General features: G+C 45.8%; 27 protein-coding genes. 19 read left to right on the forward strand and 8 right to left on the reverse strand.

Going from position 1 to position 26601, the window contains the following annotated elements; all coding sequences use genetic code 11:
• The first annotated feature begins 23 nt into the window (after positions 1-23).
• The 16 genes from gnd to CLC91_RS11065 all read left to right on the forward strand — a co-directional run bounded on the left by gnd (position 24) and on the right by CLC91_RS11065 (position 17136).
• Positions 24-1493 (forward strand): decarboxylating NADP(+)-dependent phosphogluconate dehydrogenase, encoded by a 1470-nt coding sequence (gene gnd, locus CLC91_RS10990; protein ID WP_095498817.1) that lies wholly within the window; start codon positions 24-26, stop codon positions 1491-1493.
• 120 nt (positions 1494-1613) lie between these two features.
• Positions 1614-2114: a TRAP transporter small permease subunit gene (locus CLC91_RS10995; RefSeq protein ID WP_233132616.1), complete on the forward strand. Its 501-nt coding sequence runs from the start codon at positions 1614-1616 to the stop codon at positions 2112-2114.
• Entirely contained in the window at positions 2114-3475 is a 1362-nt protein-coding gene (locus tag CLC91_RS11000; RefSeq protein ID WP_095498818.1) for a TRAP transporter large permease, read from the forward strand. Before CLC91_RS10995 ends, CLC91_RS11000 begins: the two co-directional genes overlap by 1 nt.
• 17 nt (positions 3476-3492) lie before the next feature.
• Complete coding sequence (locus CLC91_RS11005) at positions 3493-4581, forward strand: TRAP transporter substrate-binding protein (RefSeq protein ID WP_095498819.1); 1089 nt, start codon at positions 3493-3495, stop codon at positions 4579-4581.
• Between the two features lie 72 nt (positions 4582-4653).
• Positions 4654-5163 carry an S-ribosylhomocysteine lyase gene (luxS, locus tag CLC91_RS11010; RefSeq protein ID WP_095498820.1) on the forward strand — a complete coding sequence of 170 codons (510 nt, stop codon included), beginning with the start codon at positions 4654-4656 and terminating at the stop codon, positions 5161-5163.
• A gap of 205 nt (positions 5164-5368) precedes the next feature.
• Positions 5369-7543: a TonB-dependent receptor family protein gene (locus tag CLC91_RS11015; RefSeq protein WP_095498821.1), complete on the forward strand. Its 2175-nt coding sequence runs from the start codon at positions 5369-5371 to the stop codon at positions 7541-7543.
• Positions 7544-7894: 351 nt separating this feature from the next.
• Positions 7895-9235: a Na(+)-translocating NADH-quinone reductase subunit A gene (locus CLC91_RS11020; RefSeq protein WP_095498822.1), complete on the forward strand. Its 1341-nt coding sequence runs from the start codon at positions 7895-7897 to the stop codon at positions 9233-9235.
• Positions 9235-10446 (forward strand): NADH:ubiquinone reductase (Na(+)-transporting) subunit B, encoded by a 1212-nt coding sequence (locus CLC91_RS11025; RefSeq protein ID WP_095498823.1) that lies wholly within the window; start codon positions 9235-9237, stop codon positions 10444-10446. Before CLC91_RS11020 ends, CLC91_RS11025 begins: the two co-directional genes overlap by 1 nt.
• Positions 10439-11209 (forward strand): Na(+)-translocating NADH-quinone reductase subunit C, encoded by a 771-nt coding sequence (locus tag CLC91_RS11030; protein ID WP_095498824.1) that lies wholly within the window; start codon positions 10439-10441, stop codon positions 11207-11209. The genes CLC91_RS11025 and CLC91_RS11030 overlap by 8 nt, the downstream gene beginning before the upstream one ends.
• Positions 11209-11829, forward strand: coding sequence for an NADH:ubiquinone reductase (Na(+)-transporting) subunit D (locus CLC91_RS11035; RefSeq protein WP_095498825.1), 621 nt, complete (start codon positions 11209-11211; stop codon positions 11827-11829). Before CLC91_RS11030 ends, CLC91_RS11035 begins: the two co-directional genes overlap by 1 nt.
• Before the next feature lie 6 nt (positions 11830-11835).
• Positions 11836-12444: an NADH:ubiquinone reductase (Na(+)-transporting) subunit E gene (gene nqrE / locus CLC91_RS11040; protein WP_095498826.1), complete on the forward strand. Its 609-nt coding sequence runs from the start codon at positions 11836-11838 to the stop codon at positions 12442-12444.
• 58 nt (positions 12445-12502) lie between these two features.
• On the forward strand, positions 12503-13726 hold the full coding sequence (gene nqrF, locus CLC91_RS11045; protein WP_095498827.1) for an NADH:ubiquinone reductase (Na(+)-transporting) subunit F: 1224 nt from the start codon (positions 12503-12505) through the stop codon (positions 13724-13726).
• Between the two features lie 35 nt (positions 13727-13761).
• The gene (locus CLC91_RS11050; protein ID WP_233132617.1) at positions 13762-14781 is read left to right on the forward strand and encodes an FAD:protein FMN transferase; all 1020 of its coding nucleotides are present in this window, start codon (positions 13762-13764) and stop codon (positions 14779-14781) included.
• 10 nt (positions 14782-14791) lie between these two features.
• Positions 14792-15013, forward strand: a complete 222-nt coding sequence (gene nqrM / locus CLC91_RS11055) for a (Na+)-NQR maturation NqrM (RefSeq protein ID WP_095498828.1) — start codon at positions 14792-14794, stop codon at positions 15011-15013.
• Positions 15014-15127: 114 nt separating this feature from the next.
• Positions 15128-16177, forward strand: coding sequence for a DNA polymerase IV (dinB, locus tag CLC91_RS11060; RefSeq protein WP_095498829.1), 1050 nt, complete (start codon positions 15128-15130; stop codon positions 16175-16177).
• Between the two features lie 80 nt (positions 16178-16257).
• Positions 16258-17136 (forward strand): LysR family transcriptional regulator, encoded by an 879-nt coding sequence (locus tag CLC91_RS11065; protein WP_095498830.1) that lies wholly within the window; start codon positions 16258-16260, stop codon positions 17134-17136.
• Between the two features lie 46 nt (positions 17137-17182).
• Here CLC91_RS11065 and CLC91_RS11070 read toward each other — a convergent pair whose 3' ends face one another.
• The 3 genes from CLC91_RS11070 to ubiU form a co-directional block, all read right to left on the reverse strand.
• Entirely contained in the window at positions 17183-17755 is a 573-nt protein-coding gene (locus tag CLC91_RS11070; RefSeq protein WP_095498831.1) for an outer membrane beta-barrel protein, read from the reverse strand.
• Positions 17756-18159: 404 nt separating this feature from the next.
• Positions 18160-19038, reverse strand: coding sequence for a U32 family peptidase (locus CLC91_RS11075; protein ID WP_158220732.1), 879 nt, complete (start codon positions 19036-19038; stop codon positions 18160-18162).
• Positions 19039-19051: 13 nt separating this feature from the next.
• Positions 19052-20047: a ubiquinone anaerobic biosynthesis protein UbiU gene (gene ubiU / locus CLC91_RS11080; protein ID WP_095498833.1), complete on the reverse strand. Its 996-nt coding sequence runs from the start codon at positions 20045-20047 to the stop codon at positions 19052-19054.
• Positions 20048-20189: 142 nt separating this feature from the next.
• Here ubiU and ubiT point away from each other — a divergent pair, with 142 nt between their 5' ends.
• Complete coding sequence (gene ubiT, locus CLC91_RS11085) at positions 20190-20693, forward strand: ubiquinone anaerobic biosynthesis accessory factor UbiT (RefSeq protein WP_095498834.1); 504 nt, start codon at positions 20190-20192, stop codon at positions 20691-20693.
• A 9-nt stretch (positions 20694-20702) separates the two neighbouring features.
• On the opposite strand, the gene CLC91_RS11090 is transcribed toward ubiT, so the two are convergent.
• The 3 genes from CLC91_RS11090 to CLC91_RS11100 all read right to left on the reverse strand — a co-directional run bounded on the left by CLC91_RS11090 (position 20703) and on the right by CLC91_RS11100 (position 22332).
• A complete protein-coding gene (locus CLC91_RS11090) occupies positions 20703-20954 on the reverse strand; it encodes a YfhL family 4Fe-4S dicluster ferredoxin (protein ID WP_095498835.1) in 252 nt (83 codons plus the stop codon).
• A 99-nt stretch (positions 20955-21053) separates the two neighbouring features.
• On the reverse strand, positions 21054-21578 hold the full coding sequence (locus CLC91_RS11095; RefSeq protein ID WP_125828490.1) for a hypothetical protein: 525 nt from the start codon (positions 21576-21578) through the stop codon (positions 21054-21056).
• Positions 21571-22332: a winged helix-turn-helix domain-containing protein gene (locus CLC91_RS11100; protein ID WP_158220733.1), complete on the reverse strand. Its 762-nt coding sequence runs from the start codon at positions 22330-22332 to the stop codon at positions 21571-21573. The genes CLC91_RS11095 and CLC91_RS11100 overlap by 8 nt, the downstream gene beginning before the upstream one ends.
• 408 nt (positions 22333-22740) lie before the next feature.
• Here CLC91_RS11100 and CLC91_RS11105 point away from each other — a divergent pair, with 408 nt between their 5' ends.
• Together CLC91_RS11105 and CLC91_RS11110 are read left to right on the forward strand one after the other, a co-directional pair.
• Entirely contained in the window at positions 22741-23550 is an 810-nt protein-coding gene (locus CLC91_RS11105) for a cytochrome C (protein WP_095498838.1), read from the forward strand.
• Between the two features lie 15 nt (positions 23551-23565).
• Positions 23566-24039 carry a hypothetical protein gene (locus tag CLC91_RS11110; RefSeq protein ID WP_095498839.1) on the forward strand — a complete coding sequence of 158 codons (474 nt, stop codon included), beginning with the start codon at positions 23566-23568 and terminating at the stop codon, positions 24037-24039.
• A 169-nt stretch (positions 24040-24208) separates the two neighbouring features.
• On the opposite strand, the gene CLC91_RS11115 is transcribed toward CLC91_RS11110, so the two are convergent.
• Both CLC91_RS11115 and trhP read right to left on the reverse strand, forming a co-directional pair.
• Positions 24209-25042 (reverse strand): hypothetical protein, encoded by an 834-nt coding sequence (locus tag CLC91_RS11115; RefSeq protein WP_095498840.1) that lies wholly within the window; start codon positions 25040-25042, stop codon positions 24209-24211.
• 199 nt (positions 25043-25241) lie between these two features.
• Positions 25242-26594, reverse strand: a complete 1353-nt coding sequence (gene trhP, locus CLC91_RS11120; RefSeq protein ID WP_095498841.1) for a prephenate-dependent tRNA uridine(34) hydroxylase TrhP — start codon at positions 26592-26594, stop codon at positions 25242-25244.
• Positions 26595-26601: the final 7 nt, after the last annotated feature.

The following is a 26601-nucleotide window of genomic DNA, read 5'->3' on the forward strand; positions in this document are numbered from 1 at the left end:
GTTTCAGTACTTAAGGATATGAAATGAAAGATAAGTCAGATATTGGTTTAGTAGGCCTGGCGGTAATGGGGGAAAACCTCATTCTCAATATGGAGTCTAAAGGCTTCACCGTTACTGCGTTTAATCGCAGTTACGCAAAGGTCGAAAAATTTATTAATGGCCGAGCTCAAGGGAAAAATATCCGAGGTGCTGCGACCATCGAAGCGTTTGTTGAGTCGCTTGCGACACCAAGAAAGGTGATGCTGATGGTGAAAGCCGGCCAAGCGGTGGACGACTTTATCGAAAAATTATTACCCCTGCTCGATAAAGGGGACATCATCATCGACGGTGGTAACAGCCATTTTCCAGATTCTAATCGTCGTACTGAATACCTAGCCAGTAAAGGCATTCACTTCATTGGCAGCGGTGTGTCAGGTGGTGAGGAAGGGGCGTTAACAGGCCCTTCAATTATGCCGGGGGGTGCTAAGGCAGCGTGGCCTTTTGTTAAAGACATCTTTCAATCCATTTCAGCGAAAGTCGCTAATGAACAGGGTGAGATGGTGGTTCCCTGTTGCGATTGGGTAGGGGATGCCGGTGCCGGTCATTTCGTTAAAATGGTCCACAACGGCATTGAATACGGCGATATGCAGTTGATTTGCGAGGCTTATCAGCTAATGAAAGTGGTGTTAGGTCTTTCCTCTGACGACATTCAAAAAGTGTTTGCTCATTGGAACACCACGGAATTAGATAGTTACCTTATCGATATTACCAAAGACATTTTTGCCTACAAGGATGAAGATGGCGAGGTGCTGGTAGAGAAGATTTTAGACACTGCCGGGCAAAAGGGCACCGGTAAGTGGACGGGCGTTACCGCTTTGGATCTTGGTGTTCCACTTACTTTGATTGCCGACTCCGTATTCGCCCGTTGCATTTCGGCTAAAAAAGACCAACGCGTACAAGCATCTAAACTTATCAGCGGCCCAGAAATTAACTTTACGGGCGACAAACAAGCCTTTATTGAAGATCTTCGTCAAGCGGTGTTGGCCGCCAAAATTGTCTCTTATGCTCAAGGCTATATGCTGATGCGAGAGGCAGCTAAAGAATATGGCTGGGATCTCAACTACGGAGCCATCGCTCTCATGTGGCGTGGAGGCTGCATCATTCGTTCAGGATTCTTAGGAAAAATTAACGAAGCTTACGTGCGTCAACCGGATTTAGATAATTTATTGTTCGCGCCTTACTTCAAGGATACGGTATCCAGTGCTCAACAAGGCTGGCGTAACGTGGTTGCGGTCGCGGTAGCTAATGGTATTGCCATTCCATGCCTCAGCTCAGCACTCACTTACTTCGATGGTTTTAGAACGGCGCGATTGCCCGCTAACCTGTTACAAGCACAACGGGACTTTTTCGGCGCTCACACCTACGAGCGACTGGACAGACCTCGAGGTGAGTTCTTTCATACCAATTGGACCGGTCGCGGTGGTGACACGGCTTCCACCACCTATGATGTTTAATTAACCCATCAAGACTCAAGCCAGCTTTTCTGATAAATGATTAGGTTCATTAGAAAAGGCTGGCTTTTTACCTGATTTTTCTGTTATCAAAGTGTTAAATGCATTTATTAAGATTTCGTTTTGCACTTTATTATTCAACGCATTAATCGCTTTTCTGAGTTGTTAGGTCACTTGCTGGCGTGGCTTACCTTGGTCATGGCACTGCTGTTATTAACGGTCGTGGCATTGCGTTATGTGTTTGAGATAGGCTCTATCGCCTTGCAAGAGAGCGTACTTTATCTGCACGGCGCCATATTATTGCTTGGGGCAGGCTTTACCCTTAAACACGACGCTCATGTGCGCGTCGATGTCTTTTATCGAGGGTTTTCGAAACACCAGCAAGCTTGGGTTAACCTATTGGGCAACTTGTTATTTTTACTGCCGGTTACTGTATTTATTGGTGCTGTCAGTTGGGAATATGTCTGGGTTTCTTGGCAACGACTTGAAGGATCCGCTGAAGCCGGTGGTTTACCTTTAGTATTCATTCAAAAATCACTTATTTTAGCCTTTGTCGTCACCTTTACTTTGCAAGCCATCGCTCAGCTTATGATCAGCATTGGCGCAATCAAGGGAGATGATTAATGGCCATCGCTCTCTTTATTGCCGTGTGCGTGCTGTTGATGTTTGGCTATCCGGTGGCACTGACATTAGCCGGAACCGCCTTGATGTTTGCCGCTGGCGCTTCGTTATTTGGCTTGTTCGATTGGAGCTTTTTACAAGCGATGCCCAGTCGTTTGTTTGGCATCATTAATAATCAAACCTTACTCGCTGTACCCTTGTTTGTTTTGATGGGGGTGGTGTTAGAAAAGTCTCGAATTGCTGAAGATTTACTAGACAGTATGGCCAAACTGTTTGGCCGTTTTCGCGGTGGTTTGGTTGTGTCGGTTATTGTGGTGGGCATGTTGTTAGCAGCAAGCACCGGCATCGTTGGGGCAACGGTGGTGACTATGGGGTTGATGTCACTGCCGGCTATGATGAAGCGAGGCTACCATCCAGGTTTTGCAGCCGGTGCAATATGTGCCACTGGAACCTTGGGGCAAATAATACCGCCCTCTATAACCTTAGTGTTATTAGGAGACGTGCTATCTTCAGCCTACCAGCAAGCTCAAATTCAAATGGGATCGTTTTCCCCTAAAACGGTATCGGTTGGGGACTTGTTTGCGGGCGCACTCATTCCCGGATTGTTGTTAGTGTCTATGTACATCGGCTATGCCTTAATTGTGCTAAAGGCAAAGCCACAATGGTTTCCTGCGGAGGAAAATGAGCGTGCCGATGACCCGGTTTTCAGCCTGTTGATGCGTTCATTGTTGCCGCCAATTATTTTAATTTTGTTGGTGCTGGGCTCCATTTTATTGGGTCTTGCAACCCCTACCGAAGCGTCTGCAGTAGGCGCTTGTGGCGCCATCGTATTGGCATTACTGCGTCGCAGTTTAAGTGTGAGCACTATGCGAGCAGTGTTGCTCAGTACTGTGAAAGTTAATGCCATGGTGTTTTTGATTTTAATTGGGGCGTCGCTATTTTCCTTGGTGTTTCGTGGTCTGGGTGGTGAAGAGCTGATCCATGGCGTTTTAACAGAGCTGCCCGGCGGTGTGTTTGGGGCGACGCTGGTGGTCATGTTGGTCATTTTTCTACTAGGGTTTATTTTAGATTTTATTGAAATCACGTTTGTAGTGGTGCCCATTGTTGCACCGGTACTGTTAATGATGGGGCTGGATCCGGTTTGGCTTGGGATTATGATTGCCGTGAATCTTCAAACTTCGTTTTTAACCCCACCTTTTGGTTTTGCCTTGTTCTATTTGCGCGGCGTTGCACCAGCGCAACTAACCAGCTCAAGTTTGTACTGGGGGGTAATGCCGTTTATTGGAATTCAATTGTTGCTTATTGTACTCATGGCCATTTGGCCAAGCATAGCAACCTGGCTTCCTAAACTTATTTACGGATAGACAAAACGGAGTTCACTATGAAGCGACTTATCGCTATCGGCTTATGGGTTGTATTGGGGATAGTGGGTTGTTCGAAACCTGCACAACAGCAAACCACTGCGTCAGCACAAGCCCAGCAAAGCTACCAATGGAAGCTGGTTACTACCTGGCCCAAAAACTTCCCTGGACTGGGCACAGCACCGGAAAACTTTGCCAACATGGTAACGGAAATGTCCGGTGGACGTTTAACCGTGAAAGTCTATGGCGCTGGTGAGCTGGTACCGGCGTTCGAAGTGTTTGATACGGTCAGTCAAGGCACCGCACAAATGGGTCATGGTGCGGCTTACTATTGGAAAGGCAAGATGCCAGCAGCGCAGTTTTTTGCAGCGGTTCCATTTGGCATGAATGCGCAGCAGATGAATGGTTGGCTGCACTATGGCGGCGGTCTTGAGCTTTGGCAGCAGTTGTACGCCGATTATGGGGTAGTGCCTATGGCCGGTGGCAATACCGGAACCCAAATGGGTGGCTGGTTTAACAAGGAAATTAAGTCGGTTGACGATTTAAAAGGTCTTAAAATGCGCTTGCCAGGCTTGGGTGGTGAAGTGCTGACCCGGCTTGGTGGTGTGGCGGTTACTTTGCCGGGTGGCGAGTTGTTTACGGCACTTGAAACCGGCGCTATCGATGCTACCGAATGGGTTGGACCTTATAATGACTTAGCCTTTGGTCTGTACAAAGCGGCAAACTATTACTACTACCCCGGTTGGCATGAGCCCGGTACAACACTAGAGTTTTTAGTCAACCAGCAGGCGTTAGCGCAACTGCCGACCGACTTACAAGCGATTGTTAAGGCCGCCGCACGTGCGGTTAACCAGGATATGCTTGACGAATACACCGCCAGAAACGCCGGCGCTTTAACCACCTTGGTTGAGGAACATGGCGTGCAAATTCGACAGTTTCCAGACGACGTAGTGGCGGCATTAAAAAAAGAAACCGCTGCATTAATTGAAGAACAAGTGGCTCAAGATGAACAAATGAAAGCCGTTTATCAATCGTACCAGTCGTTCAATGACGCGGTGAATCAGTATCACGCCATTGCTGAAGATGCGTATTCCGACGCTCGAAACTGAATTAGTCCTTGACCTATGGCGTCTAAGCGGTAAGGTAGGCGCCATAAATAGACCACGATTTGAGGTGCTTACATGCCTTTACTAGACAGCTTTACTGTTGACCATACTCGAATGGACGCCCCGGCCGTACGAGTCGCTAAAACCATGAAAACCCCAAGCGGGGATACCATTACCGTATTTGACTTGAGATTTTGCGTGCCTAATAAGGACATACTTTCTGAGAAGGGCATACATACCTTAGAACATTTGTTTGCAGGCTTTATGCGAGATCATTTAAATCAAGGTGAGCAAGAGATTATTGATTTGTCGCCAATGGGCTGTCGCACCGGTTTTTACATGAGTTTAATTGGCACACCAGCGGAGCAAGAAGTGGCCGACGCATGGCGTGCATCGATGCAAGACGTGCTTAATGTAGCCAGTCAAAATGACATTCCTGAACTCAACGAATATCAATGTGGCACTTATGAAATGCACTCGCTTGAAGAAGCCAAAGGCATTGCCTCAGATATTCTTGCAGCGGGCATCGAGGTAAACCGCAACAGCGATCTCGCCTTGTCAGACGAGATCCTTAATAAGCTATAAAGCCAAGTCTTCTAGCATAAAAAAAGCGGCAAATTTGCCGCTTTTTTTGTGGCCGATTTTCGGCTAACTGTAAAGCCGGGGTTACAAAGTGTGATCTAGGTATCATTATTTTTCTAAGTTAATGTTGTTTATTTGTTAACGTTAATGCAAACTATTCTCATTCGTAAAATCATATTCAGAATAATAACCGTTATTAAGGATAGTAATGAAATCACGTCAATTCCCATTAGCACTTTGTACGCTTGCGGTAAGCGGCGCTTTATCAATGACGGCGCTAGCCGATGATCAGAAAAGCGTCATGGAAACCATTTCCATTGTCGGCTCTAAAACTCCGGTTAATGAAATTCCTGGGTCGGTCAATGTCATCACTCAGCAAGATTTAGAAGCGTTCGATTACAGCGATGTGATGCGCGTATTGCAACAAGTACCTGGCGTATACGTTATGGAAGAAGACGGCTACGGTTTGCGCCCTAACATAGGTATGCGCGGCACTGGCTCTAGCCGCTCTGAAAAAATTACTGTTTTAGAAGATGGCGTGTTGGTAGCGCCAGCGCCATTAGCGGCACCAGCGGCCTACTATTTCCCAACGATGGGACGCATGACTGGGCTTGAGGTATTAAAAGGCAGCTCGGCGGTTCGACACGGCCCACGCACAACCGGTGGCGTTATAAACATGATTTCACGCCAAGTACCAACTAATGGTACAGAAGGCTTTGCCGATTTAGCATTAGGCGAAGACGGCTACGGAAAATTGCACGCGGCGGCAGGCACCAGTGGCGAGCAGTTTGGTGGTTTGTTAGAAGTGTATCGCTATCAAGCTGATGGCTTTAAAGAGCTGCCAGTAAACCAAGATACTGGCTTTGTTAAAAACGACGTCATGCTCAAGCTTAAAGCCATGAGTCAAGATAGCGCATCTTTTTACCAGGAGGCGGAATTTAAGTACAAATACAGCGATGAAGTGTCTGACGAAACCTACATGGGTCTTACCGATGACGACTTTGCTAATAACCCGTTCTATCGTTATTCAGCGTCGCAAGAAGACGAAATGAAGACGGACCATCACAACGCTCAGATCAACCATTATATCGACTTTAAGAATGGCTTTGATTTGTCGTCACAGGTGTATTTCAATAAGTTTCACCGTAACTGGTATAAAGCCTACCGAGTGGGTGGTGATAGCTTAGGCTCCGGCGGTATCGATAAGGCGTCGGCGTTTGATAAGAACCCGACCGCTGCAGGATTGGAAGTGGGGGTTAAAGCCAATAACCGTGATTACCAATCCTATGGCATTCAAACGGAAGGCTCGATGATGCTCGGTGAGCACACCTTGATTGTGGGTGGTCGCTATCACGAAGATGAAATGGATCGCTTCCAATGGGTAGATACCTACCAGCTCAATCAAGATCTTTCCATGACACTAACCAACGCAGGCATTCCTGGTACTGACTCTAACCGCATTGACAGTGGTACCAGTGCCGCCGGTTATGCTTTAGTTGAACTGAATTGGGGTAGCTTGCACGTAAACACCGGCGCGCGCTATCAGTGGGTAGAAGTACGTCGTAAAGATTGGGGTAAGACGGATCCAGGCCGCGAAAACGAACCTGATAAAAACGTAAGCAACACAGTGTCTGCCGTGCTACCGGCATTAGGTGCGACTTATAACCTTACCGAAAATTGGGTGGTGTTGGCTGGCGTTCAAAAAGGCTTTGCGCCACCGGCACCCGGTAATGACTCTGCTGAAGCGGAAGAGAGCTACAACTACGAAGCTGGGGTTCGTTATTCCCGCAATGACGTCGGTATGGAAGCCATCGCATTTTTGTCTGACTACTCGAACATGCACGGTAACTGTACCGCCGCTCAAGGTTGTGATGAAGATAAAATCGACAATCAATACAACGCCGGTGAAGTTAAGATTAATGGCCTTGAGCTGAGCGGTAGCTACGAGCCCGCTGTTGGTGAGTTAACCTTGCCAATGCGTGTTGCCTACACCTACACCAACAGTGAGTTCCAAAACGACTTTGAGTCGGATTTGGATACTTGGGGTAGCGTTAAAAAAGGTGATGCTATGCCGTATTTGGCTGAACACCAGTTCTATTTGAAAGCGGGTGTGGCAGGGGACAACTGGGCCTTTAACGTTAATGGTCGTTACATCAGTGACATGCGTACTCGAGCCGGTCAAGGCACCATTGCTGCCGATGAGCTAATTGCGAGTCACTGGGTGATGGATTTGGGCGCCTATTATGAGTTCGATAAGCACCAAAAAGTCTACCTAAATGTCGATAACGTGTTGGACAAAACCTATGCCGCTACCCGAGTCCATGGTTCTATTCAACCAGGTAAGCCACGCACGGCCATGCTCGGATATCGTTACCAGTTCTAACTAAACTTAAGTTTGATTAAAAAAGGCAGCTTTGGCTGCCTTTTTTATTTTTATGGTATCTGCTGAAGATAACTTATTGAATTTTAGCAGATATTTAATGCGGTTTTTTCTTAATAGTGGAGTTGATTTGTCTGATATTTCTTCGTTTCGTATATAAATTCAACGGTTTGAGGCGACATTGCTGACAAGGTATGACTAAAGTGTTGTGATTTTCATGGCGAAGGTTAATTAATTACGTTAGAATGCGCGCGAGTCAGTGTGATTTCGCTCTCACTTTGTGGGGATATTTATAACTGGCTCACCAAAATAATAAGCGGCGTAACACCTTCATTTAAACGTAGTGCTATTAATATGATTACAATAAAGAAAGGCTTGGATTTGCCCATTAGTGGCGGCCCGCAACAAGTAATCCATGAAGGCCCAGCTATTACTCGAGTCGCAACATTAGGCGAAGAGTATGTAGGCATGCGGCCCACCATGAAAGTCAAAGTTGGCGACGTGGTGCAGCAAGGACAGGTTCTGTTTGAAGACAAAAAGAACCCAGGAGTAAAACACACGGCTTTAGCCAGTGGTGAAGTAGTAGAAATCAATCGCGGAGCAAAACGCGTTTTGCAATCGGTTGTGATTGAAGTCAGTCAAGAAGACGGGCTTGAATTCGATAGCTACTCAGTTGAACAATTGTCGCAACTGACCACGGCCCAAGTTCGCAGCAACTTGATAGCCTCAGGGTTATGGACCGCGTTTCGCACGCGTCCTTATTCTAAAGTACCAGCTATTGACGCGGATCCTGCCGCGATTTTCATTACCGCCATAGATTCTCAACCGTTAGCAGCTGACCCAGACGTGGTAATTGCCGCAGACAGTGACGCATTTAAGCAAGGACAAACGGTATTGCGTCAATTGACCAATCAACCCATCTTCCTTTGCGTTAAAGGTGGCTCAGAGGTGTTGGCAAGCGACGGTATCGATAAGCAAGAATTCACCGGACCGCACCCAAGTGGTTTGGTGGGTACTCATATTCATCACCTAATGCCGGCGTCATCAAGTCGCAGCGTTTGGAGCCTTAATTACCAAGACGTTATTGCTATCGGCAAACTGTTTGTTAGCGGTAAGCTTAATAACCAGCGCGTAATTGCACTTGCAGGCCCTCAAGCGAGTAACCCGCGTTTAGTGCGCTGTCCTTTAGGTGCCGATTTAACCCAATTGGCTTCTGGTGAAAGCAAAGGTGATGGCAGCACAGACCGCATCATCTCTGGCTCGGTTCTTAACGGAACCAATGCATCCGGCCCGCACGCCTTTTTGGGGCGCTATCATCAGCAGGTGAGCCTGTTGCATGAGGGAACAGAAAAAGAACTATTCGGATGGTTAGCGCCAGGCACTAACAAGTACTCAATTACACGTGCATTCTTAGGACACCTATCCAACAAGATGTTTGACATGACCACCTCTACCGGTGGCTCTGACCGCGCCATGGTGCCCATTGGCAACTATGAGCGAGTAATGCCTTTGGATATTCTACCAACCATGCTACTGCGTGATCTCATTGCTAAAGATACCGACAATGCACAGTTGTTAGGTTGTTTGGAGTTGGACGAAGAAGATTTGGCATTGTGTACCTTCGTATGTCCTGGAAAGTATGATTACGGCGCCCACCTGCGCGAGTGCTTAGAAATCATCGAGAGGGAAGGCTAATGAGTTTAAAAGACTTTCTAGAGAAGATTGAGCCCGATTTCGAAAAAGGCGGTAAGTACGAAAAGTTCTACGCCTTATACGAAGCGGCTGCAACCATCTTTTACACCCCAGGTAAAACGAACAAAGGCAAGACCCACGTTCGTGATAACCTAGACCTTAAACGGATGATGATTACCGTTTGGGCTTGTACGTTTCCAGCCATGTTTGTTGGTATGTATAACGTGGGCTTGCAAGCTCAAGACGTACTAGCGGCCGGTGGAACGCTACCAGACGTTTGGCAAGTGAGCTTATTTGGGCTCTTCGGCACCGAACTTACCGCTAATTCCGGTATACCAGCACTCATGTGGTACGGGGCCTGCTTCTTTATTCCCATCTATGCGGTAACCTTTGCCGTGGGTGGCTTTTGGGAAGTATTGTTTGCCAGCGTGCGCGGTCACGAAGTTAACGAAGGCTTTTTCGTAACTTCAGTGCTGTTTGCGTTAACGCTTCCAGCCACCATTCCACTGTGGATGGTCGCATTGGGTATTACCTTCGGTGTGGTTGTCGCTAAAGAAATTTTTGGTGGAACCGGGCGTAACTTCCTAAATCCAGCCCTTGCTGGCCGAGCGTTTTTGTTCTTCTCTTATCCGCTCAATATGTCTGGCGATACAACCTGGATTGCCGCCAATGCCGCTGATGGCTTCTCTGGCGCCACGGCGTTATCGCAAGCGGCGGCTGGAACCTTAGAGTATGGGCTTACGCAAGACTGGTGGGCAAGTTTCTGGGGATTGATTCCAGGCTCTGTTGGTGAGACGTCCACTGCAGCGATTTTATTAGGTGGCTTAATCATTATCTATACCCGCATTGCATCTTGGCGAATTGTGGGCGGTGTTATGGTGGGCATGATTGCTGTATCAACCCTACTTAATGCCTTGGGCAGTGATAGCAACCCAATGTTCTCGATGCCTTGGTATTGGCATCTAGTCACCGGTGGGTTTGCGTTCGGCATGATGTTCATGGCCACCGACCCAGTGTCGGCAAGCTTTACCAACAAAGCAAAATGGGCATACGGTATTTTGATTGGTGCTATGGCGGTGTTCATCCGGGTGCTCAACCCAGCCTTCCCAGAAGGCATGATGCTGGCCATCTTGTTTGCCAACCTATTTGCACCACTGTTTGACCACGTGGTAGTTCAAGCGAATATTAAACGGAGGCTTGCTCGACATGGCTAAAAGCAACGATTCCTTTGGAAAAACGCTGTTTGTGGTAATTGGTCTGTGTCTGATTTGCTCGGTTATCGTATCGAGCGCAGCCATCGCCCTTAAACCACTGCAGGTCGCGAATGCGAAACTGGATAAACAAAAATACATTCTGGCGGCTGCCGGTTATCAGGTAACTGATAAAGCGGAGATAACCCAGTTGTATAATCGCTTTATTGAAGCGCGTGTTGTGAACTTGGCCAGCGGTGAATACACGGACATTGACGGTGACAACTACGATCAACGTAAAGCCGCTCGTGAAAGCGCCACCTCGACTAAGCCTAAAAACGACATTGCTAACGTCAAACGTTATGCTAATGACGCCTTAGTTTACTTGGTAAAAGATGGCCAAGGTCAGGTTAGCAACGTTATTTTGCCCATTCATGGCGCAGGATTGTGGTCTACCATGTACGCGTTTGTGGCACTTGAGTCGGATTTGAATACGGTTAAAAACCTTGTTTACTACGAGCAAAAAGAAACCGCAGGGCTAGGCTCTGAAGTTCAAAATCCCGACTGGCAAGCGTTGTGGCAAGGTAAAAAGCTATTTGACGACAATGGCGACATTGCCATTCAAGTGAGCAAAGTACCTGCAATCACCAGCAGCGACTACGGTGTTGATGCTCTGTCAGGTGCAACCTTAACGTCAAACGGTGTTGAGTACAGTTTGCATTTCTGGCTTGGTGAAGAAGGATTCGGTCCTTATCTCGCTAAAGTTCGCCAAGGAGGATTAGGATAATGGCTGAAGCAAGATCCCTAAAAGAGGCGCTGTTTAGCCCAGTATTTTCTAATAACCCGATTACCTTACAGGTACTTGGTGTTTGTTCGGCGCTAGCGGTTACCAGTAAAATGGAAGTAGCCTTGGTGATGTCCATTGCATTAACCGCAGTAACGGCATTTTCCAATCTGTTCATTTCCATTATTCGCCATCACATTCCGAGCAGTGTGCGAATCATTGTGCAAATGACCATCATTGCATCACTGGTGATATTGGTTGACTTGATTCTGCAAGCTTACGCTTATGATATTTCAAAGCAATTAACGGTATTTGTCGGCTTAATCATTACCAACTGTATCGTTATGGGTAGAGCCGAGGCCTTTGCTATGAAGAGCCCGCCAATGGAAAGCTTCCTAGACGGCATCGGTAACGGTTTCGGATACGCAGCAGTACTAATGACGGTTGGCTTTATCCGTGAGCTGTTCGGTTCAGGTACTTTGTTTGGCGTGGAAATCTTAGCCAGTGATTGGTATCAAGCGAATGGCCTGTTGTTACTACCACCAAGCTCCTTCTTTATTATTGGTTTCATGATTTGGGCGGTTCGCGTCTGGAAACCAGAACAAGTTGAGCCTAAGGAGTAAGCGCGCATGGAACATTACATTAGCATTTTAATTCGTTCCATCTTCATCGAGAACATGGCATTGGCCTTCTTCTTGGGGATGTGTACTTTCTTAGCGGTCTCTAAAAAAGTAGCAACGGCTTCAGGTTTGGGTGTCGCGGTAATTGTGGTGCTGACCATTGCAACACCGGTTAACCAACTTATCTTTACCAACATTCTAGCGCCAGGCGCGTTGGCTTGGGCAGGACTACCGGACGCTGATTTAAGCTTTTTGAAGTTTATTACCTTTATCGGCGTGATTGCGGCATTGGTGCAAATTTTGGAAATGACTTTAGATAAGTATTTCCCACCTTTGTACAACGCATTGGGTATTTTCTTGCCGTTGATTACCGTGAACTGCGCCATTTTTGGTGGTGTGTCTTTCATGGAACAACGCGGATATAACTTAACCGAAAGCATCGTGTTTGGCTTTGGTTCTGGCTTGGGGTGGGCGATTGCCATTACCTTGCTGGCGGGTATCCGAGAGAAGCTAAAATACGCGGATGTTCCAGATGGACTGCGTGGCCTAGGTATTACCTTTATTTCGGTTGGCCTTATGGCTTTGGGTTTCATGTCGTTCTCGGGCGTGTCGTTATAATAACAGCGCTGGGTGAAAGCCCAGCCAAAAGCTGTACAGAAGTACAAAGGAAGAGTCGATGGAAATTATTCTCGGCGTAGGTATGTTTACCGCCATTGTGACCGTATTGGTTTTGATCATCTTATTCGCTAAGAGTCGGTTAGTACCGTCAGGCGATGTAACTATTGCCATTAACGATGATCCGGATAAAGCGATTAACAGTGCCGCTGGTAACAAGTTACTGGGTGCACTGGCCGATAACGGCATATTTGTATCATCCGCCTGTGGTGGCGGTGGCTCATGCGGTCAATGTCGTGTCAAAGTAAAATCCGGTGGTGGTGATATTCTCCCAACCGAATTGGATCACATCACCAAACGGGAAGCTCGCGAAGGCTGTCGTTTGTCGTGTCAGGTTAATGTTAAGCAAGATATGGACATTGAGCTGGATGAAGAGATCTTTGGTATTAAGAAGTGGGAATGCGAAGTTATTTCGAACGACAACAAAGCCACCTTTATTAAAGAGCTTAAGTTGCGCATTCCAGACGGCGAATCTGTGCCGTTTAGAGCCGGTGGTTATATTCAAATTGAAGCACCTGCTCACCACGTTAAATATAAAGATTTCGATATCCCAGAAGAGTATCGTGGTGATTGGGAACACTTCGGCTTCTTTGATGTGGAGTCAAAGGTAGACGAAGAAACCATTCGCGCTTACTCAATGGCAAACTATCCGGAAGAAGAAGGCATTATTATGCTGAACGTTCGAATTGCAACGCCGCCGCCGCGCAATTTGTCTCTTCCAGCGGGTAAAATGTCCTCTTACATTTGGAGCCTTAAAGAAGGCGATAAGGTAACCATTTCTGGGCCATTTGGTGAGTTCTTCGCAAAAGAAACCGATGCTGAAATGGTGTTCATTGGTGGTGGTGCCGGTATGGCTCCTATGCGTTCTCATATCTTTGACCAATTGCGTCGTTTGGCCTCTAAACGCAAGATTACCTTCTGGTATGGTGCTCGTTCAGAGCGCGAAATGTTCTATAAAGAAGATTTCGACAAACTGGCTGCTGAGAACGAGAACTTTACATGGCATGTGGCTTTGTCTGACCCGCAACCAGAGGACAACTGGACCGGTATGACTGGCTTCATTCATAACGTATTGTATGAGAACTACCTAAAGGATCATGATGCTCCAGAAGATTGTGAGTTCTATATGTGTGGTCCACCGATGATGAATGCTGCGGTAATTGGCATGTTGAAGGATCTCGGTGTCGAAGACGAAAACATCATGTTGGATGACTTTGGCGGTTAGCCATAAAGGTTCAACGAATACTTGGAGCAATCCATTTGTATAGTAGTACCAAGCATTGGCTAACCCTTTTAGGGTTAGCCTTTATATTAACAGGCTGTGCAAAGCCTGACCCAATACTGTCGCTTTCGGGCAGTACAATGGGCACCACTTACCACATTAAAGTGGTGGACAACGGCCAATTGCCAGAATCTTTATTGCTGCAAAACCAAATCGATATCGAATTGGAAGCGGTGAATAACCAGATGTCGACCTATCGGCCTAAGAGTGAAATATCGCGTTTTAATCAAATGCCGATTGGCAGCCTTAAAGTGTCTAAGGATTTGGTGACCGTGCTTAACGAAGGGCTGCGTTTGTACGAGGCTACCGATGGTGCTTTGGATATCAGCATAGGCCCTTTGATTAACCTATGGGGCTTTGGGCCTGATAAGCGTCCAACCATCATTCCTACCGATGATGAAATTGCTTTAGTCAAACAACGCTCAGGCATCCATAACGTTCAGGTAGAAGGGTTGCGACTGATAAAGCAGTCCAACGATTTGTATCTTGACCTGTCTTCAATAGCAAAGGGTTTTGGGGTTGATAAAGTTGCAGAGTTACTGCGTAAACACGGTGCAACAAGCTTTTTGGTAGAAATTGGTGGAGAAGTCAGGACTCAAGGGATTAAGCCCGACGATACGCCTTGGAGAATCGCGATTGAGAAGCCTAACGGTCAGGGTGATATCGAAAAAATCATAGCGCTGGGTGACCACGCAGTGGCGACTTCTGGCGACTACCGTAATTACTACGAAGACGCTGGTAAGCGGTTGTCGCACATTATCGATCCGCGAACCGGTAAGCCTATTGATCATAGGTTAACCTCGGTGACCGTAATCCATGACAGCACCATGACCGCCGATGGCTATGCCACCGCGCTGTTAGTATTGGGCACAGAACAAGGGTTAAAAATCGCCAATGAACAGAAATTAGCGGCAATGTTTATCGATAAAAGTGACGATGGCTTCGTAACCCACTATAGTGAAGCTTTTAAGCCTTATCTAACCACAATAACTAACTAGGAATTATGCAATGGGTACCGTAATAGCAACCTTTGTGATTATGCTCAGCGTCGTATTGATGATGTCATTGGGTTATTTGATAAAGCGTAAAAGTATTAGTGGCAGTTGTGGCGGCATTGGTGCCATAGGCATGGATAAAGTTTGTGATTGCCCTGAGCCTTGTGATAAACGCAAAGCCAAAATGGCGGCGGAAGCCAAAATGAAAGCCTTACAAGAAAATCGAATCATCTAATTCACTGTTCGGTTAGCGCATACTAAAGCCATCGATGTCGATGGCTTTTTTATTTGGCTCTTGTTAGTTGATACTGGTTATATATCCAGTATAATATCTTGCCAAGAGGAGCCTATGCGCAAGATCATTCACGTAGATATGGATTGTTTCTATGCCGCTGTAGAAATGCGGGACAATCCAGAATTAGCCGACAAAGCCATTGCCGTAGGCGGCAGTGCTGAGCGTCGCGGCGTTATCAGTACTTGTAACTACGCCGCAAGAAAATTTGGTGTGCGCTCGGCGATGGCCACGGCTCACGCGTTGAGGCTGTGCCCAGACTTGGTATTAGTGCCAGGTAGAATGCTGGTGTACCAAAGTGTAAGCAAACAGATTCGAGCAGTATTTCATGAATATACTGACATCATTGAGCCGTTATCCCTTGATGAAGCCTATCTCGACGTAAGCGACTGTCGCAGCTGCCAAGGCTCCGCTACTTTAATAGCAAAGGACATTCGCCGTCGCATTTTCGAAGAAACAGGACTGACAGCATCCGCTGGTATCGCACCCGTAAAATTCTTAGCGAAAGTTGCATCCGATTTAAATAAGCCAAATGGCCAAGCGGTCATCACACCTAATCAAGTAGACGCCTTCGTAAAAACGCTGCCGCTGCGCAACATTCCTGGAGTAGGCAAAGTGACCGCCACCAAGTTGTCGGAAATGGGATTGGAAACCTGTGGCGATATGCAACGCGTTGAGCTGCAAACCTTGATTCAACGCTTTGGAAAGTTTGGTGGGGTGTTGTATGAGCGTTGTCGCGGCATTGACGAGCGTCCCATTCAGCACAAAAGGGAGCGCAAATCCATTGGGGTGGAAAGTACCTTCTCGGTTGATTTGAGTAACTGTCAGCAAGGAATAGAGCGCCTATCTGAGTTGTTTGAGCAGTTACAGCGTCGATACCAGCGTTGCAACAATCCCAGTATTGCGAAACTCGGTGTAAAGATAAAGTTTCAGGATTTTCAGCAAACCACCATTGAGCAGCAACATCACTCGTTGGATAAAGATTTATTAGAGCAACTTTTGAAAAAAGCCTGGGCGCGAGGTGAGGGCAAGTCGGTGCGCTTAATTGGTTTGTCGGTAGGCATAAAACAAACCGAGAAACTGGCACAAATGCAGTTGGATTTATGACGATAAAAACTAAGTTAGCCTCATATCCCAGCAGGTTTTAAGGTAAGCTAGGGCTATATGATTAAGACGAAAGGACGGTCATGATCAATTTTAACATCAACCAACTGGAAGCTTTTTGCGCCGTGGCGAAACACTTGTCGTTTTCTAAAGCGGCTGCCAGTTTGGGAATTTCTCAGGCAGCGGTCAGTAATCGCATTGCCAACTTAGAAATCGATTTTGGCTGCGATTTGTTTGAACGCGACAGGCATTCCACAAAGCTCAGTTACGAAGGGCAAACTCTATTAGAAGAAGCGAAATTTATTCTTGCACGCTGCCAAGATCTGCAACGTACGGCCCTAGGCTTCAGCCAGAATCGCGAAAGCAAATTACGCATTGGTTACTCGCCTTTAGTGGCATTGCCGAATGACGATGTTATGCAACAGGCGATTTTGACTGAGTACCCTGAACTGGATTTCGAGCTTCATGACCAGTCATCTCTTAAATGTTACGACGAAGTGCGCGGCGGTGTACTCGATTTCGCCGTTGTTAATTTAGTGAAGGAACAGCTGGTTGGATTGGACTACTTAACCATGGATGCGGTGGACTTTGTTTTCGTATGCCACAAATCTCATCCGTTAGCGGAGTTACCGGCTCCCACGAAACTGGACTTAGCAAAGCATCGTCAATTGCTGTTGAAGTCTAACGCCAGCGAAGCCGAGTTGTTGCCGCGGATTGCTCCAAAAGCTACCGTATCGAACAGTTTAATAGGGATTCTAGATTATCTACAGGCACAAATGGGCTGGAGCATTATTCCAAAAATTATGTTTGAACGATATGGCGATATGCATGAACTGGTGACCCTATCATTGGATGTTGACCAAGCAGAAACTCGAATGCAAGCCGTATTAATTTGGTCTAAGACCAAACCGTTAGGACCAATAGGACAAGGCATTGTCCGTATTATGAGAAAGCCACAATAAAAAATAGCCCGCTCAGTAGCGGGCTATGGTAAGTGTATAAACGTGCTTAGAACTTGAACGAAGCACCTAGGTTGATGCGTTGGTCGTTAGCAAAACGAATTTCGTCTTTTTTACCGGTGTGACGCAAGTATTGGTAGCCCAACTCCATTTCGAAGTTCTTACCAAGGTCAAACTTGAAACCGGTTTGAGCGCCATAAGCAAAGTTGTTAACAGCGTCGTCGGTATTCTTCTTAGAAGAATAAAGTTCTGGGCCTACGCGCTCAGAGATGCGAGTAACACCAGCTGTCGCACCTACGAACCAGTTAATGGTGTTCGCTTGGTTCAAGCCAACAAGGTAATCGGCAGATACCAATAGGCTGCGAGATTTAATGTGATCGCCTTTTTTGCCATCTTGCTCACCACGGTAAGTAATGTAAGTACGTACTTGATCTTGGTCGCCAAAGTATTTACCAGCCTTGATGCCAAACTCAGCGCGGCGGTCGTCTTTAGTTGCGCCTTTTTTAAGTGCATCGGTGCTCACACCCGCTTCTGCACCAATGAACCATTGGTTGTTGTCTGCAGCCATAGCAGGTGCGGTTAGTACAGATACGGCTAGTAGGGCTAAGATTTGCTTTTTCATGGGATTCTCCAAATTGTTACATCATCATCTAAAAGTATTTGAATTAACGTTAAAGTCTTTGTCGCTTTAAGTTGATGGCAAGTTTACGGAGATATTGGCGTTTTCAAATTTCACGGTGATAACCAAATATTATAACCGGAGACGACTATTTCTTTTGAGATAGGATCTTGACTTCCTGTACCTAATATTGGATAGTCGTTATAAATCAAATGTTTATAATTTTCTTGAGGGTCGGTTTTGTCTGTTTAGACTGAATTATTGGCTTCTTCATAGCTTAAAAAAATTTTTTTATAATATTTAAAATTTATATCGGTTAAGCAAAGGTTCAGCAAAAAAAAGCGTTCGAAACAATAAAGCCGCTCGTAATAAGCGGCTTTGCAAGATGAAACTAAGGGGAATCGAGCTTAATCGACTCGACTCATGCCCGCCTGACCATTCCAATAACCATTACAGTCGTTCGGGCCCAGTTCAAGATTGTTTAAGGTTAGGATAGAATGCTGCATCTTCTCTACTTTCTCGGGTACTAAAGCTTGAGTTGGATTGATGCTTAAGTCTTCGACTCCAAGTTGTGCTAGTGAGTCCATGTCGGCAAATAAGTTTTGGTTATGCGCTGACTGGGTTTGAATGCCATTTAAACGCAACAATGGTTGCCCGTCTTGGGTTTGACAAAGTTTACCATTGCTGTCTTTAGCGCAAATGGTGTCGCAGTGATCTTTGCTTAGGTTATGCTGTCGTGCGGTAAAACAGCGAGCGGAGTAAGCAAGGGGTAAATAGCCCCAAGCATGAACCTGTAACTCAAACTTATCACGGATGCCTTCTTGTTCAGCTTGCTGCATTAAGATCATGAGCTCTTGTTGTGACAACTCAACTGGCGGTTGATACACCTCCATGCCCCATTCAACCAATTGCTTAAGGCTAGATAAGTTATAACAGTTAATAGCAGAGCCCACGTGAAACTTGAGGCCACGAGAGCGGAAAAGGGCAGCGCTGCCTAAATCATTCGCTTGAAGACTGAAATTATTGTTGTCTAATAGCTTTTCCACCATTTTAAAGTCGTTGTCAGACTCAATTAATGCCAGGCTTGTGAGCACCACTTTTTTATCGTGGTCCTGCAGCATTCTTGCAAGTTCGAGATAATCTGCATTTTTCATTAAGCGACGGCGACTGCACACTTGCTCACCAATATAGAAGGTACTGATGCCAGTAGTGGCCATGGACTGGTAATAGCTAAATACCTTTTGCTTGGACCAACAGTAACTTAATGCGGATAAACTGAGTTTCATTACTGACACCTTTTTACTGCCAACTGCGTTCATAGGGGCCAAGTGTTGCGATTTGGCCTTCTGATAGCTTGGTAAGAATTTGATTCCAACGAGGAGTTTCGACAAATTGTTCCGGGCTAAGTTTAACCTGATCAATGGCCTCGCGCCAGACGCGAGTGACTTGCTCTACGTAGGCTGGGCTGCGTTGTCGACCTTCGATCTTAACTGCGGCAACGCCGGATAGATAAAGCTCAGGCAATAAACTCAAGGTATTGAGGCTCGTAGGTGACTCAAGTGTATGAGAAATTTCATCGTCGCACTGATAACGCCCTTTACAAACCACAGGGTAGCCCGATGCAGCGTCTTGTTCGTTTCGATCCAACAGCACGCCATTTAAATGGGTATCCCGAACGCCGTCGTGCTCGCTCCAGCGTACGTGTTGACTTGGAGAGCAAGCCCCCCCCGTGTTAGGCGAATGACCGGTCACATATGAAGAGAGATGGCAGCGACCTTCAGACATAATGCACAAGCTGCCATAGGCGAATACTTCTAATTCAATGGGGCTTTTTTTGGCTAGGCGCATAACCTGCTTTATGTCCAGCACCCGAGGTAAAACGGCGCGAGTGACATTAAAGTCATTTTGATACATGCTCAACGCCGCAAGGGAAGTAGCAGAAGCTTGAACCGATAGGTGCAACTCTATCTCAGGGTAGTGTGTTTTCGCATAATGCAACAAACCGATATCAGCCATGATTAATGCGTCTACTCGAGCGTCTGCGGCTAGGCTAATGGCTTGATGCCAGCGTGCTTCTTCTCCAGGAGAAGGAAAGGTGTTAATGGCTACGTATAATTTGCAACCGGCGGCTTTAGTGTACTCAGCCGCTTGCTTCAACTTTTTAGCGGTGAAATTCAAACCGGCAAAATGACGGGCGTTAGTATCGTCTTTTAGACCTATGTATACCGCATCAGCACCAGATTTTACCGCACTTTTTAGTGAGGCCATGTTACCAGCGGGACAGAGTAATTCCATGTGATTATTATGAGTATTGGATAAATGACGCGAATTCTATCGGATTTATTTGTGTTTGACCTTGACGTGGCGCAAGTTTATTTCTTTGCTAAGTCGTTACAATGGCCCGTTTGTTAGTTTTTCATTCAAGTTCGGAGCATGCATGTCCAGTCTTTTATCCCAGCGCTTTGCCCAGCAAGCTGTTAACGCCATTCCTAAAATCGTTACCCCGCCGATACAGCTTGTGCCGTTTCGCTTTCAAGCGCGCCTGATTGAATCCATGTTGTCGTTAGTATTGAAAGAGCAAATGGATGACGATGAATTGGAGTTCATCGAGGGACATTGGGTTGGAATTAAAATCACTGATTTGAGCCTTGCGTTTGATGTCAGCATTCTTGATAAACAATGGCAAGTGCGCCAACACCAAAGTGATGTCGATGTGTGCTTTAGTGCCGATGGCCAATCCTTAGTGTTAATTGCCGCCATGGAAGAAGATCCGGACACACTCTTTTTTCAACGAAAGCTTTGCATTGAAGGCGATACCGAGCTAGGGCTTGAAGTAAAGAATTTACTGATGGAAGTAGAGTTCGACAAAATGCCTGCGGCGGTTCGTCATGCCATCAGCCAATTGGCGGGGTTGATTAAAGCCGCTAATCAAACCCCTTAAGCATTTCTATTAGCGATTGGCCTGGATGAGGGCGTATTTTTCAAGAAGCTCTTCTTGAGTTTCTTGATGATTGGGATCTGGGTCAATGCAATCAATTGGGCATACGCTTACGCAGGTGGGTTTGTCGTAGTGACCAACGCACTCGGTGCATAAGTTCGGATCAATCTCATACACTTCTTCTCCCATACTAATGGCCATGTTTGGGCATTCGGGATCACACATGTCGCAATTGATGCAGCTGTCTTGAATGATTAACGCCATTTCTTCACTCGGCTAGTCTCATTGTTTGTCATATCCACTAAAGCAACATTCTACACTCAACTGTATTGCATGATGAAATTAAAAGTGGGATCTTCGAGCTTAAGTTTGACTCAGTGAGCAAATGCACAAATTGGTACTTGGTAGAAAGTGCAACAAAACTTGGTTTTTGCCCAGCGCTTTAACCAATTGAATGGTTAAACTGTGCGCGCCGTTATTATTAATATTGCGGTTGGAGAATTCTGCCAGATGAAGAGCATGTAAGGGTTGTTCTGTATGATTTTGGTAGTTTTGAATATCGCTATCGGTCAGACTTAGAACGTAGGTACCGGTACCGTGATTGGCACTTTTTATTTTACCTCGCATGGACAGGGTCACAAGCGGTTGCCCGGTTAAGCTGTAATAGCGATAACTGATTCGGGCGCTGCGACCTTGCAATGAAAAGTTGGCTACCATGGCGTATTTATGTAAAGCGCCATCGTCAGGGTTAGCCTCCAGTACAGAGTTTCGGCAAGACAGCTCTATGTTGCTGTGGCTGTTCTTTATATGCAGTGCTGACAACACTATGACGATTAGCCCCGCTACTATCCAAATAACCGACGATGCTTTTCCCAAAAAACTACTCACAAAGGTTAACCTCGTCTATCCAGTTTGGCGATAAAAACAGTGGTTGTGCCGAAAAGTCACTATTCTTAATATTCTTGACCACCATTTCCTGAAGCGGTGTTTTGCCCACTAATGATAAGTTGAAGACTTGAGCATCGGCGGAAAAGGTTAAGTAAACATGGTTCCAAATCATAGGTTCGCAAGTACTCAGGCGTTGCATAAGACGTTGTTGTACTTGGCGCTTTATGGGGGCAGCGTGAGCTGGGTAGGGCAGCCAATGTAGGGTTAGCGTTTGCTCATTTGAGAGCGTCAGTATTTGCTTGTCAAGATTGGGTGCTTGAGGTACATCAAACCAAATGTACTTGTGCATGATGGCGATACTGGCCAATAAAGCAATGACTATACTTGGCACGAAACAAAACTGGAGTAGATGAGAGTGCCTAGGCTTAAAAGAAGTATCGGGCATTTCAATATTTAATCGATACCCTTTACGTGGAATGGTTTCAATTATAATTGCATCGTGATCATCGAGATACTTTCGCAAGGTAAAAACGGCTTTAACCACTGCGGAGTCACTCATTATCGGCTCAAGTCCTCCAGCACAAGCCAGCTGTTGCTTATTAAATACTTGATTGGGGTGCTCACACAGGAATGTCATCACTTGGTACTCGGTTGGAGTTAGTGAATGCTTGGTGCCAGTCTCACGATTAACGACCCCATTTGCGCTTGGGTCAAAGGTGAATTGATTGATGTCCACGTTGATATCGTTATGCATCTGCATTGTTCGATTTATGTAATATTATAATAACGTAATTTGAGTGCTATCTCTGTAAAGTGCCTCACATTCTCTGAGGGACTCACAGTGTTCTCTCGCATCTGTGATTCTCCTCAACTTTTCAAATCAATAATCAGCATTGTAATGACATGTAATCAGTATTACATACCAACAGCAGTAAGTATTTTGAATTAATATTCTAAAAAAAGGTTTATTTGACTCATTTTGTGTCAAAGGGCTTCAAGGTAAGTCATTACAGGAACAGGCCCAATATTACTCGGATCTTGCTCACACAGTGCTTGCGGTCGATGTCCTATAGTGGCGCAGTCAAATTTACTAAGGCCTATAGCACCCAAGTCACAACGATAGATGGTATAGAGCTGAGACTTATATTATTGGAGAACAAAAATGACAGAAATGAATCGCAGACAAGCATTGGGAAAAATTATTGGTGTGAGCTCAGCGGTTGCTGGAGGAGCGCTTCTTGCGAGCCCAGTTATTGCGGCCGCAACCAACAGTGAAGGCGATTGGAAGTTGCAAGTTGGCGAGCGCCTAGCGTACGCAAAGTTGGACCCTATGGCGGTTGCAAAGCGAGCTTATGAAACTCGTAATGGCTGTATGTTTCAAGTATTCGATAGCATTATCCAATCTCTGGCGGAATCGGATTCGCCGGATGCCGCTAAATTTGCTCAACTCCCAACCGCGTTGGCTCATTTTGGCTACGCCGGTATGTTAGGTGAAGGGGCCGTATGCGGCAACATTAACGCTACTGCAATGCTTGCAAACTTGCTGTCTATTAATGGCAACAGTGCTAACGCCTTCTTTAGTCAGATAAATCGTTACTATGAGCGTACAGCTCTGCCTTTGCAAACGCCTGAATTTATCGCCGGCATTGGTGAAGACATGGAAGTAACCAAAGATAAAGTTGGTACACCAACTGCTGCGAATTCTATTTTATGTCACTCATCGATAAGCCTATGGGCTAAAGAAAATAATAAGAGTTTTGCCGACAAAGGTATGCGCTGCTTCCAGCTATCGGCGTCGATTGCTTATGAGTTAGTTTCTATGCTTAACCGTGCTCTTGATGGCGAAATGGTTGACGATCACCCGGTAAGTGACGAAGTGCAAAACTGTCAAACTTGCCATACTCCAAGTTCGACTTTTGCGACCAGTGTGAAAACCGATATGTCGTGTAACACCTGCCATGGCGGGCACTAAGCCAAGGAGTATAGAATGAATAACACGATTAAACTTTGTTTGACTGCTGCCGGGTTACTTGCGTTGAGTGGTTGTGGAGGTTCTGACAACGAGACGCCTGAAGTTCCTCAACCGGATGACAGTATCTCCATCAATGAAACAAGCACTTTAACAGCTCAACTGATGTCGATTGATGGTTTTCAAGGTACCGCGACAATCAATTTGCTAGGCGATAACGAGTTACCTGTAACCGATGCCCAATCAATGAAGCTGATCTTAATGGCGTATCCAGATGGAGCGACCTCAACCAAATACAAGCTTGGGTGGCACCAGTATTCCTTATTGGATTGTTTAGAAGCTTCCTGTGAAGCCGGAGTCAGCGAGGTCGACACTGGTCAGTATCAGATTGATTTTGGCAGTGTGGATTGGCGCAGTGAAGTTAACGACTTTAAATTAGCCTTGGAAGTATCGGGTTCACAGGTGCATTTGCCTTTAGCGTTTGTTGACTAGGTAGACTCACCTAAGTAATTATCTGGTATCAGTAAAAACAGCACCAATAGGTGCTGTTTTTTGCTTCGATACTTAACCTTTTCGCAAGAGAATTTTGATATTGCAAACATAATTCTCGTTAAAGACAAAATTAGAGTAACGAAAGCTTGTTTAATATCGAAAATTCACTCTAATGGGCTTGTGTTCGAATGGTGCAATGTACGCCTCCAGATGCGTTCATCCTGCAATCCATCGAAAATGGGTCTGAACCATTGACGATAACTACGACACCAAGCCTAGCTGCAGCTTCTATAAATTTTTGAACACCAGACATTCCCTGTTGAGCTAATCTATACTTTTGAGCGACCATTAGGCTGTCGACAGTTAAAGGTATCTCGTTGTTATCAGCGTCAATCGCTAAAATTAACTTTAAAGGAAGAGGTGCACCGATAGTAGGAGTTACTTCAAAAAACGCTTTAGACTGATCTTCAAATTTCACTTCCATGATATATGTATGCTGGGATAGTTTGCCATCTAACTTTAAAACTGAATGAGCGAACTCTGCTAATTTATCCTTAAAGTTTAAAGAGTTTACAATGTAATCGCTAACATCATTTCTAGTGCTACTAGAACCGACTAAATCATATGCAGAGCTCGCAATCTCTTTAGGTACCTCATCATCAGCTGCTCGCGACAACGACTCTGTTGCAGAAATTATTGAGGTAAATTCAAAACTCTCATATTCGCTTGGAAATCTTTGAATGACCTCAAAATAGCTCGCTACTTCAGGTTCAAATGAGCGAATATAGATTACTTGATATTTTTTAAGCTCTTTAGACTTATAATTTCCGATTAGAATATAGTTGTTTGACTCACCCGTTTGTGTCGCCTCATCTTCGGCGATAATTTCATAGTCATAGTCGGATGTACAATAATCGCATTTGACAAATCGGTTTGCAGACATAGCATTAAAGCTAAATAATATGGTTATTGCAGTAACTGTTATAACGCGCATTAAACTCATCAGTATTTCCTTTCACGTTTAATTAGTGATTACTGTTAGACGTTCATTGACGTTCATTGATGTTTAACTAGGTTATTTTGCTACTTCTTTTATGAAGCTATCATCAGTGACATTGAGCTTCACCTACTTTGTTTTCGTCAGTATCCCTTAAGCTGTCTTGCTTCAATATTATTCGTCTTACTAGTACATTTTTCGCTTGTTAAGCTTTCGCGTGAGGGTTGCGAGTGGTTTCATCGAGACCTAAATTACGCATGAGTATGGCTTTAGTGAGATCATGTTCAGCACCTAGGTCCATATAAACCGTGTGTCCTGAACCTAGTCCCGCTTCAACCGCTTCACCTTTATGATTAACCAGTGCGTTGACGGTAAGGTTCTGGTTGCCATTTGGGGTCATAATCTCAACGCTGTCGCCAAGACTGAATTTATTTTTCACGATGATCTCAGCCCAACCGTCGCTGTTACGGGCGCCGGTTAATTCGCCCACAAACTGCTGTTTGTCGGATATGGAATAGCCGTACTCGTAGTTTTGATACTCATCGTGGGTATGGCGACGCAAAAAGCCTTCGGTGTAGCCACGGCTGGCCAGGTTATCGAGACGATACATTAAGCCTGGGTTAAACGGGCGCCCTGCGGCGGCATCTTCAATGGCTTGACGATAAATTTGGGCGGTACGGGCAACGTAATAGAATGACTTAGTACGGCCTTCGATTTTTAAGCTGTCGACGCCAATCTTAGCGAGTCTCTCAACGTGCTGAATGGCCCTTAAGTCTTTCGAGTTCATTATGTATGTGCCATGCTCATCTTCGAACGCTGGCATGTACTCTCCAGGACGGTTGCCTTCTTGCAGCAATACCACTTGATCCGTTGGTTGGCCTTCGCCCAAGGTCGGTTGCGCCGGCTCAATGGCCACAATATCGCCGCTTTCGGTTTCTTTGGCCTCGTGCACATCGTATTTCCAACGACAAGAGTTCGTGCAGGTACCTTGGTTAGGATCGCGCTTATTGATGTAGCCAGACAGCAAGCAGCGTCCGGAGTACGCCATACACAATGCGCCGTGAACAAACACTTCCAGCTCAATGTCTGGGCATTTTTGACGAATCTCTTCAATCTCATCAAGGGACAATTCACGGGATAAAATAACCCGTTTGATGCCCTGGCTTTCCCAGAACTTCACCGATGCCCAATTGATGGCGTTCGCTTGTACCGATAAGTGAACTTCTTGCTCAGGGAAGGCTTCGCGCATCATCATGATTAAACCTGGATCAGACATAATGATGGCATCTGGATTCATGTCCACCACAGGTTTCATGTCTTTTATGTAGGTTTTTAATTTACTGTTGTGCGGCGAGATATTGGAGACAACGTAGAGTTTTTTACCCAGCTCGTGGGCTTCATTAATACCCTGAGCAAGATTGTCTAAATTGAAATCATTGTTTCTTACACGCAAACTGTAGCGTGGTTGGCCTGCGTATACGGCATCTGCACCGTAAGCGAATGCATAACGCATGTTTTTGATGGTACCTGCCGGAGACAAGAGTTCTGGTTTAAACATTGGACCT

The organism is Paraferrimonas haliotis (genome assembly GCF_002282895.1).
In the GTDB taxonomy this organism is placed as follows: domain Bacteria; phylum Pseudomonadota; class Gammaproteobacteria; order Enterobacterales; family Shewanellaceae; genus Paraferrimonas; species Paraferrimonas haliotis.

Coding starts and splice junctions, on each gene's coding strand:
- CLC91_RS11110 (WP_095498839.1), top strand. CDS start 23,566: ATGAATAACACGATTAAACTTTGTTTGACTGCTGCCGGGTTACTTGCG.
- CLC91_RS11065 (WP_095498830.1), top strand. CDS start 16,258: ATGATCAATTTTAACATCAACCAACTGGAAGCTTTTTGCGCCGTGGCG.
- nqrE (WP_095498826.1), top strand. CDS start 11,836: ATGGAACATTACATTAGCATTTTAATTCGTTCCATCTTCATCGAGAAC.
- CLC91_RS11020 (WP_095498822.1), top strand. CDS start 7,895: ATGATTACAATAAAGAAAGGCTTGGATTTGCCCATTAGTGGCGGCCCG.
- CLC91_RS11105 (WP_095498838.1), top strand. CDS start 22,741: ATGACAGAAATGAATCGCAGACAAGCATTGGGAAAAATTATTGGTGTG.
- CLC91_RS11090 (WP_095498835.1), bottom strand. CDS start 20,954: ATGGCGTTAATCATTCAAGACAGCTGCATCAATTGCGACATGTGTGAT.
- dinB (WP_095498829.1), top strand. CDS start 15,128: ATGCGCAAGATCATTCACGTAGATATGGATTGTTTCTATGCCGCTGTA.
- CLC91_RS11025 (WP_095498823.1), top strand. CDS start 9,235: ATGAGTTTAAAAGACTTTCTAGAGAAGATTGAGCCCGATTTCGAAAAA.
- gnd (WP_095498817.1), top strand. CDS start 24: ATGAAAGATAAGTCAGATATTGGTTTAGTAGGCCTGGCGGTAATGGGG.
- CLC91_RS11000 (WP_095498818.1), top strand. CDS start 2,114: ATGGCCATCGCTCTCTTTATTGCCGTGTGCGTGCTGTTGATGTTTGGC.
- CLC91_RS11030 (WP_095498824.1), top strand. CDS start 10,439: ATGGCTAAAAGCAACGATTCCTTTGGAAAAACGCTGTTTGTGGTAATT.
- CLC91_RS11075 (WP_158220732.1), bottom strand. CDS start 19,038: ATGAAACTCAGTTTATCCGCATTAAGTTACTGTTGGTCCAAGCAAAAG.
- luxS (WP_095498820.1), top strand. CDS start 4,654: ATGCCTTTACTAGACAGCTTTACTGTTGACCATACTCGAATGGACGCC.
- CLC91_RS11070 (WP_095498831.1), bottom strand. CDS start 17,755: ATGAAAAAGCAAATCTTAGCCCTACTAGCCGTATCTGTACTAACCGCA.
- ubiU (WP_095498833.1), bottom strand. CDS start 20,047: ATGGAATTACTCTGTCCCGCTGGTAACATGGCCTCACTAAAAAGTGCG.
- trhP (WP_095498841.1), bottom strand. CDS start 26,594: ATGTTTAAACCAGAACTCTTGTCTCCGGCAGGTACCATCAAAAACATG.
- nqrF (WP_095498827.1), top strand. CDS start 12,503: ATGGAAATTATTCTCGGCGTAGGTATGTTTACCGCCATTGTGACCGTA.
- CLC91_RS11115 (WP_095498840.1), bottom strand. CDS start 25,042: ATGAGTTTAATGCGCGTTATAACAGTTACTGCAATAACCATATTATTT.
- CLC91_RS11100 (WP_158220733.1), bottom strand. CDS start 22,332: ATGCATAACGATATCAACGTGGACATCAATCAATTCACCTTTGACCCA.
- nqrM (WP_095498828.1), top strand. CDS start 14,792: ATGGGTACCGTAATAGCAACCTTTGTGATTATGCTCAGCGTCGTATTG.
- CLC91_RS11015 (WP_095498821.1), top strand. CDS start 5,369: ATGAAATCACGTCAATTCCCATTAGCACTTTGTACGCTTGCGGTAAGC.
- CLC91_RS11005 (WP_095498819.1), top strand. CDS start 3,493: ATGAAGCGACTTATCGCTATCGGCTTATGGGTTGTATTGGGGATAGTG.
- ubiT (WP_095498834.1), top strand. CDS start 20,190: ATGTCCAGTCTTTTATCCCAGCGCTTTGCCCAGCAAGCTGTTAACGCC.
- CLC91_RS11035 (WP_095498825.1), top strand. CDS start 11,209: ATGGCTGAAGCAAGATCCCTAAAAGAGGCGCTGTTTAGCCCAGTATTT.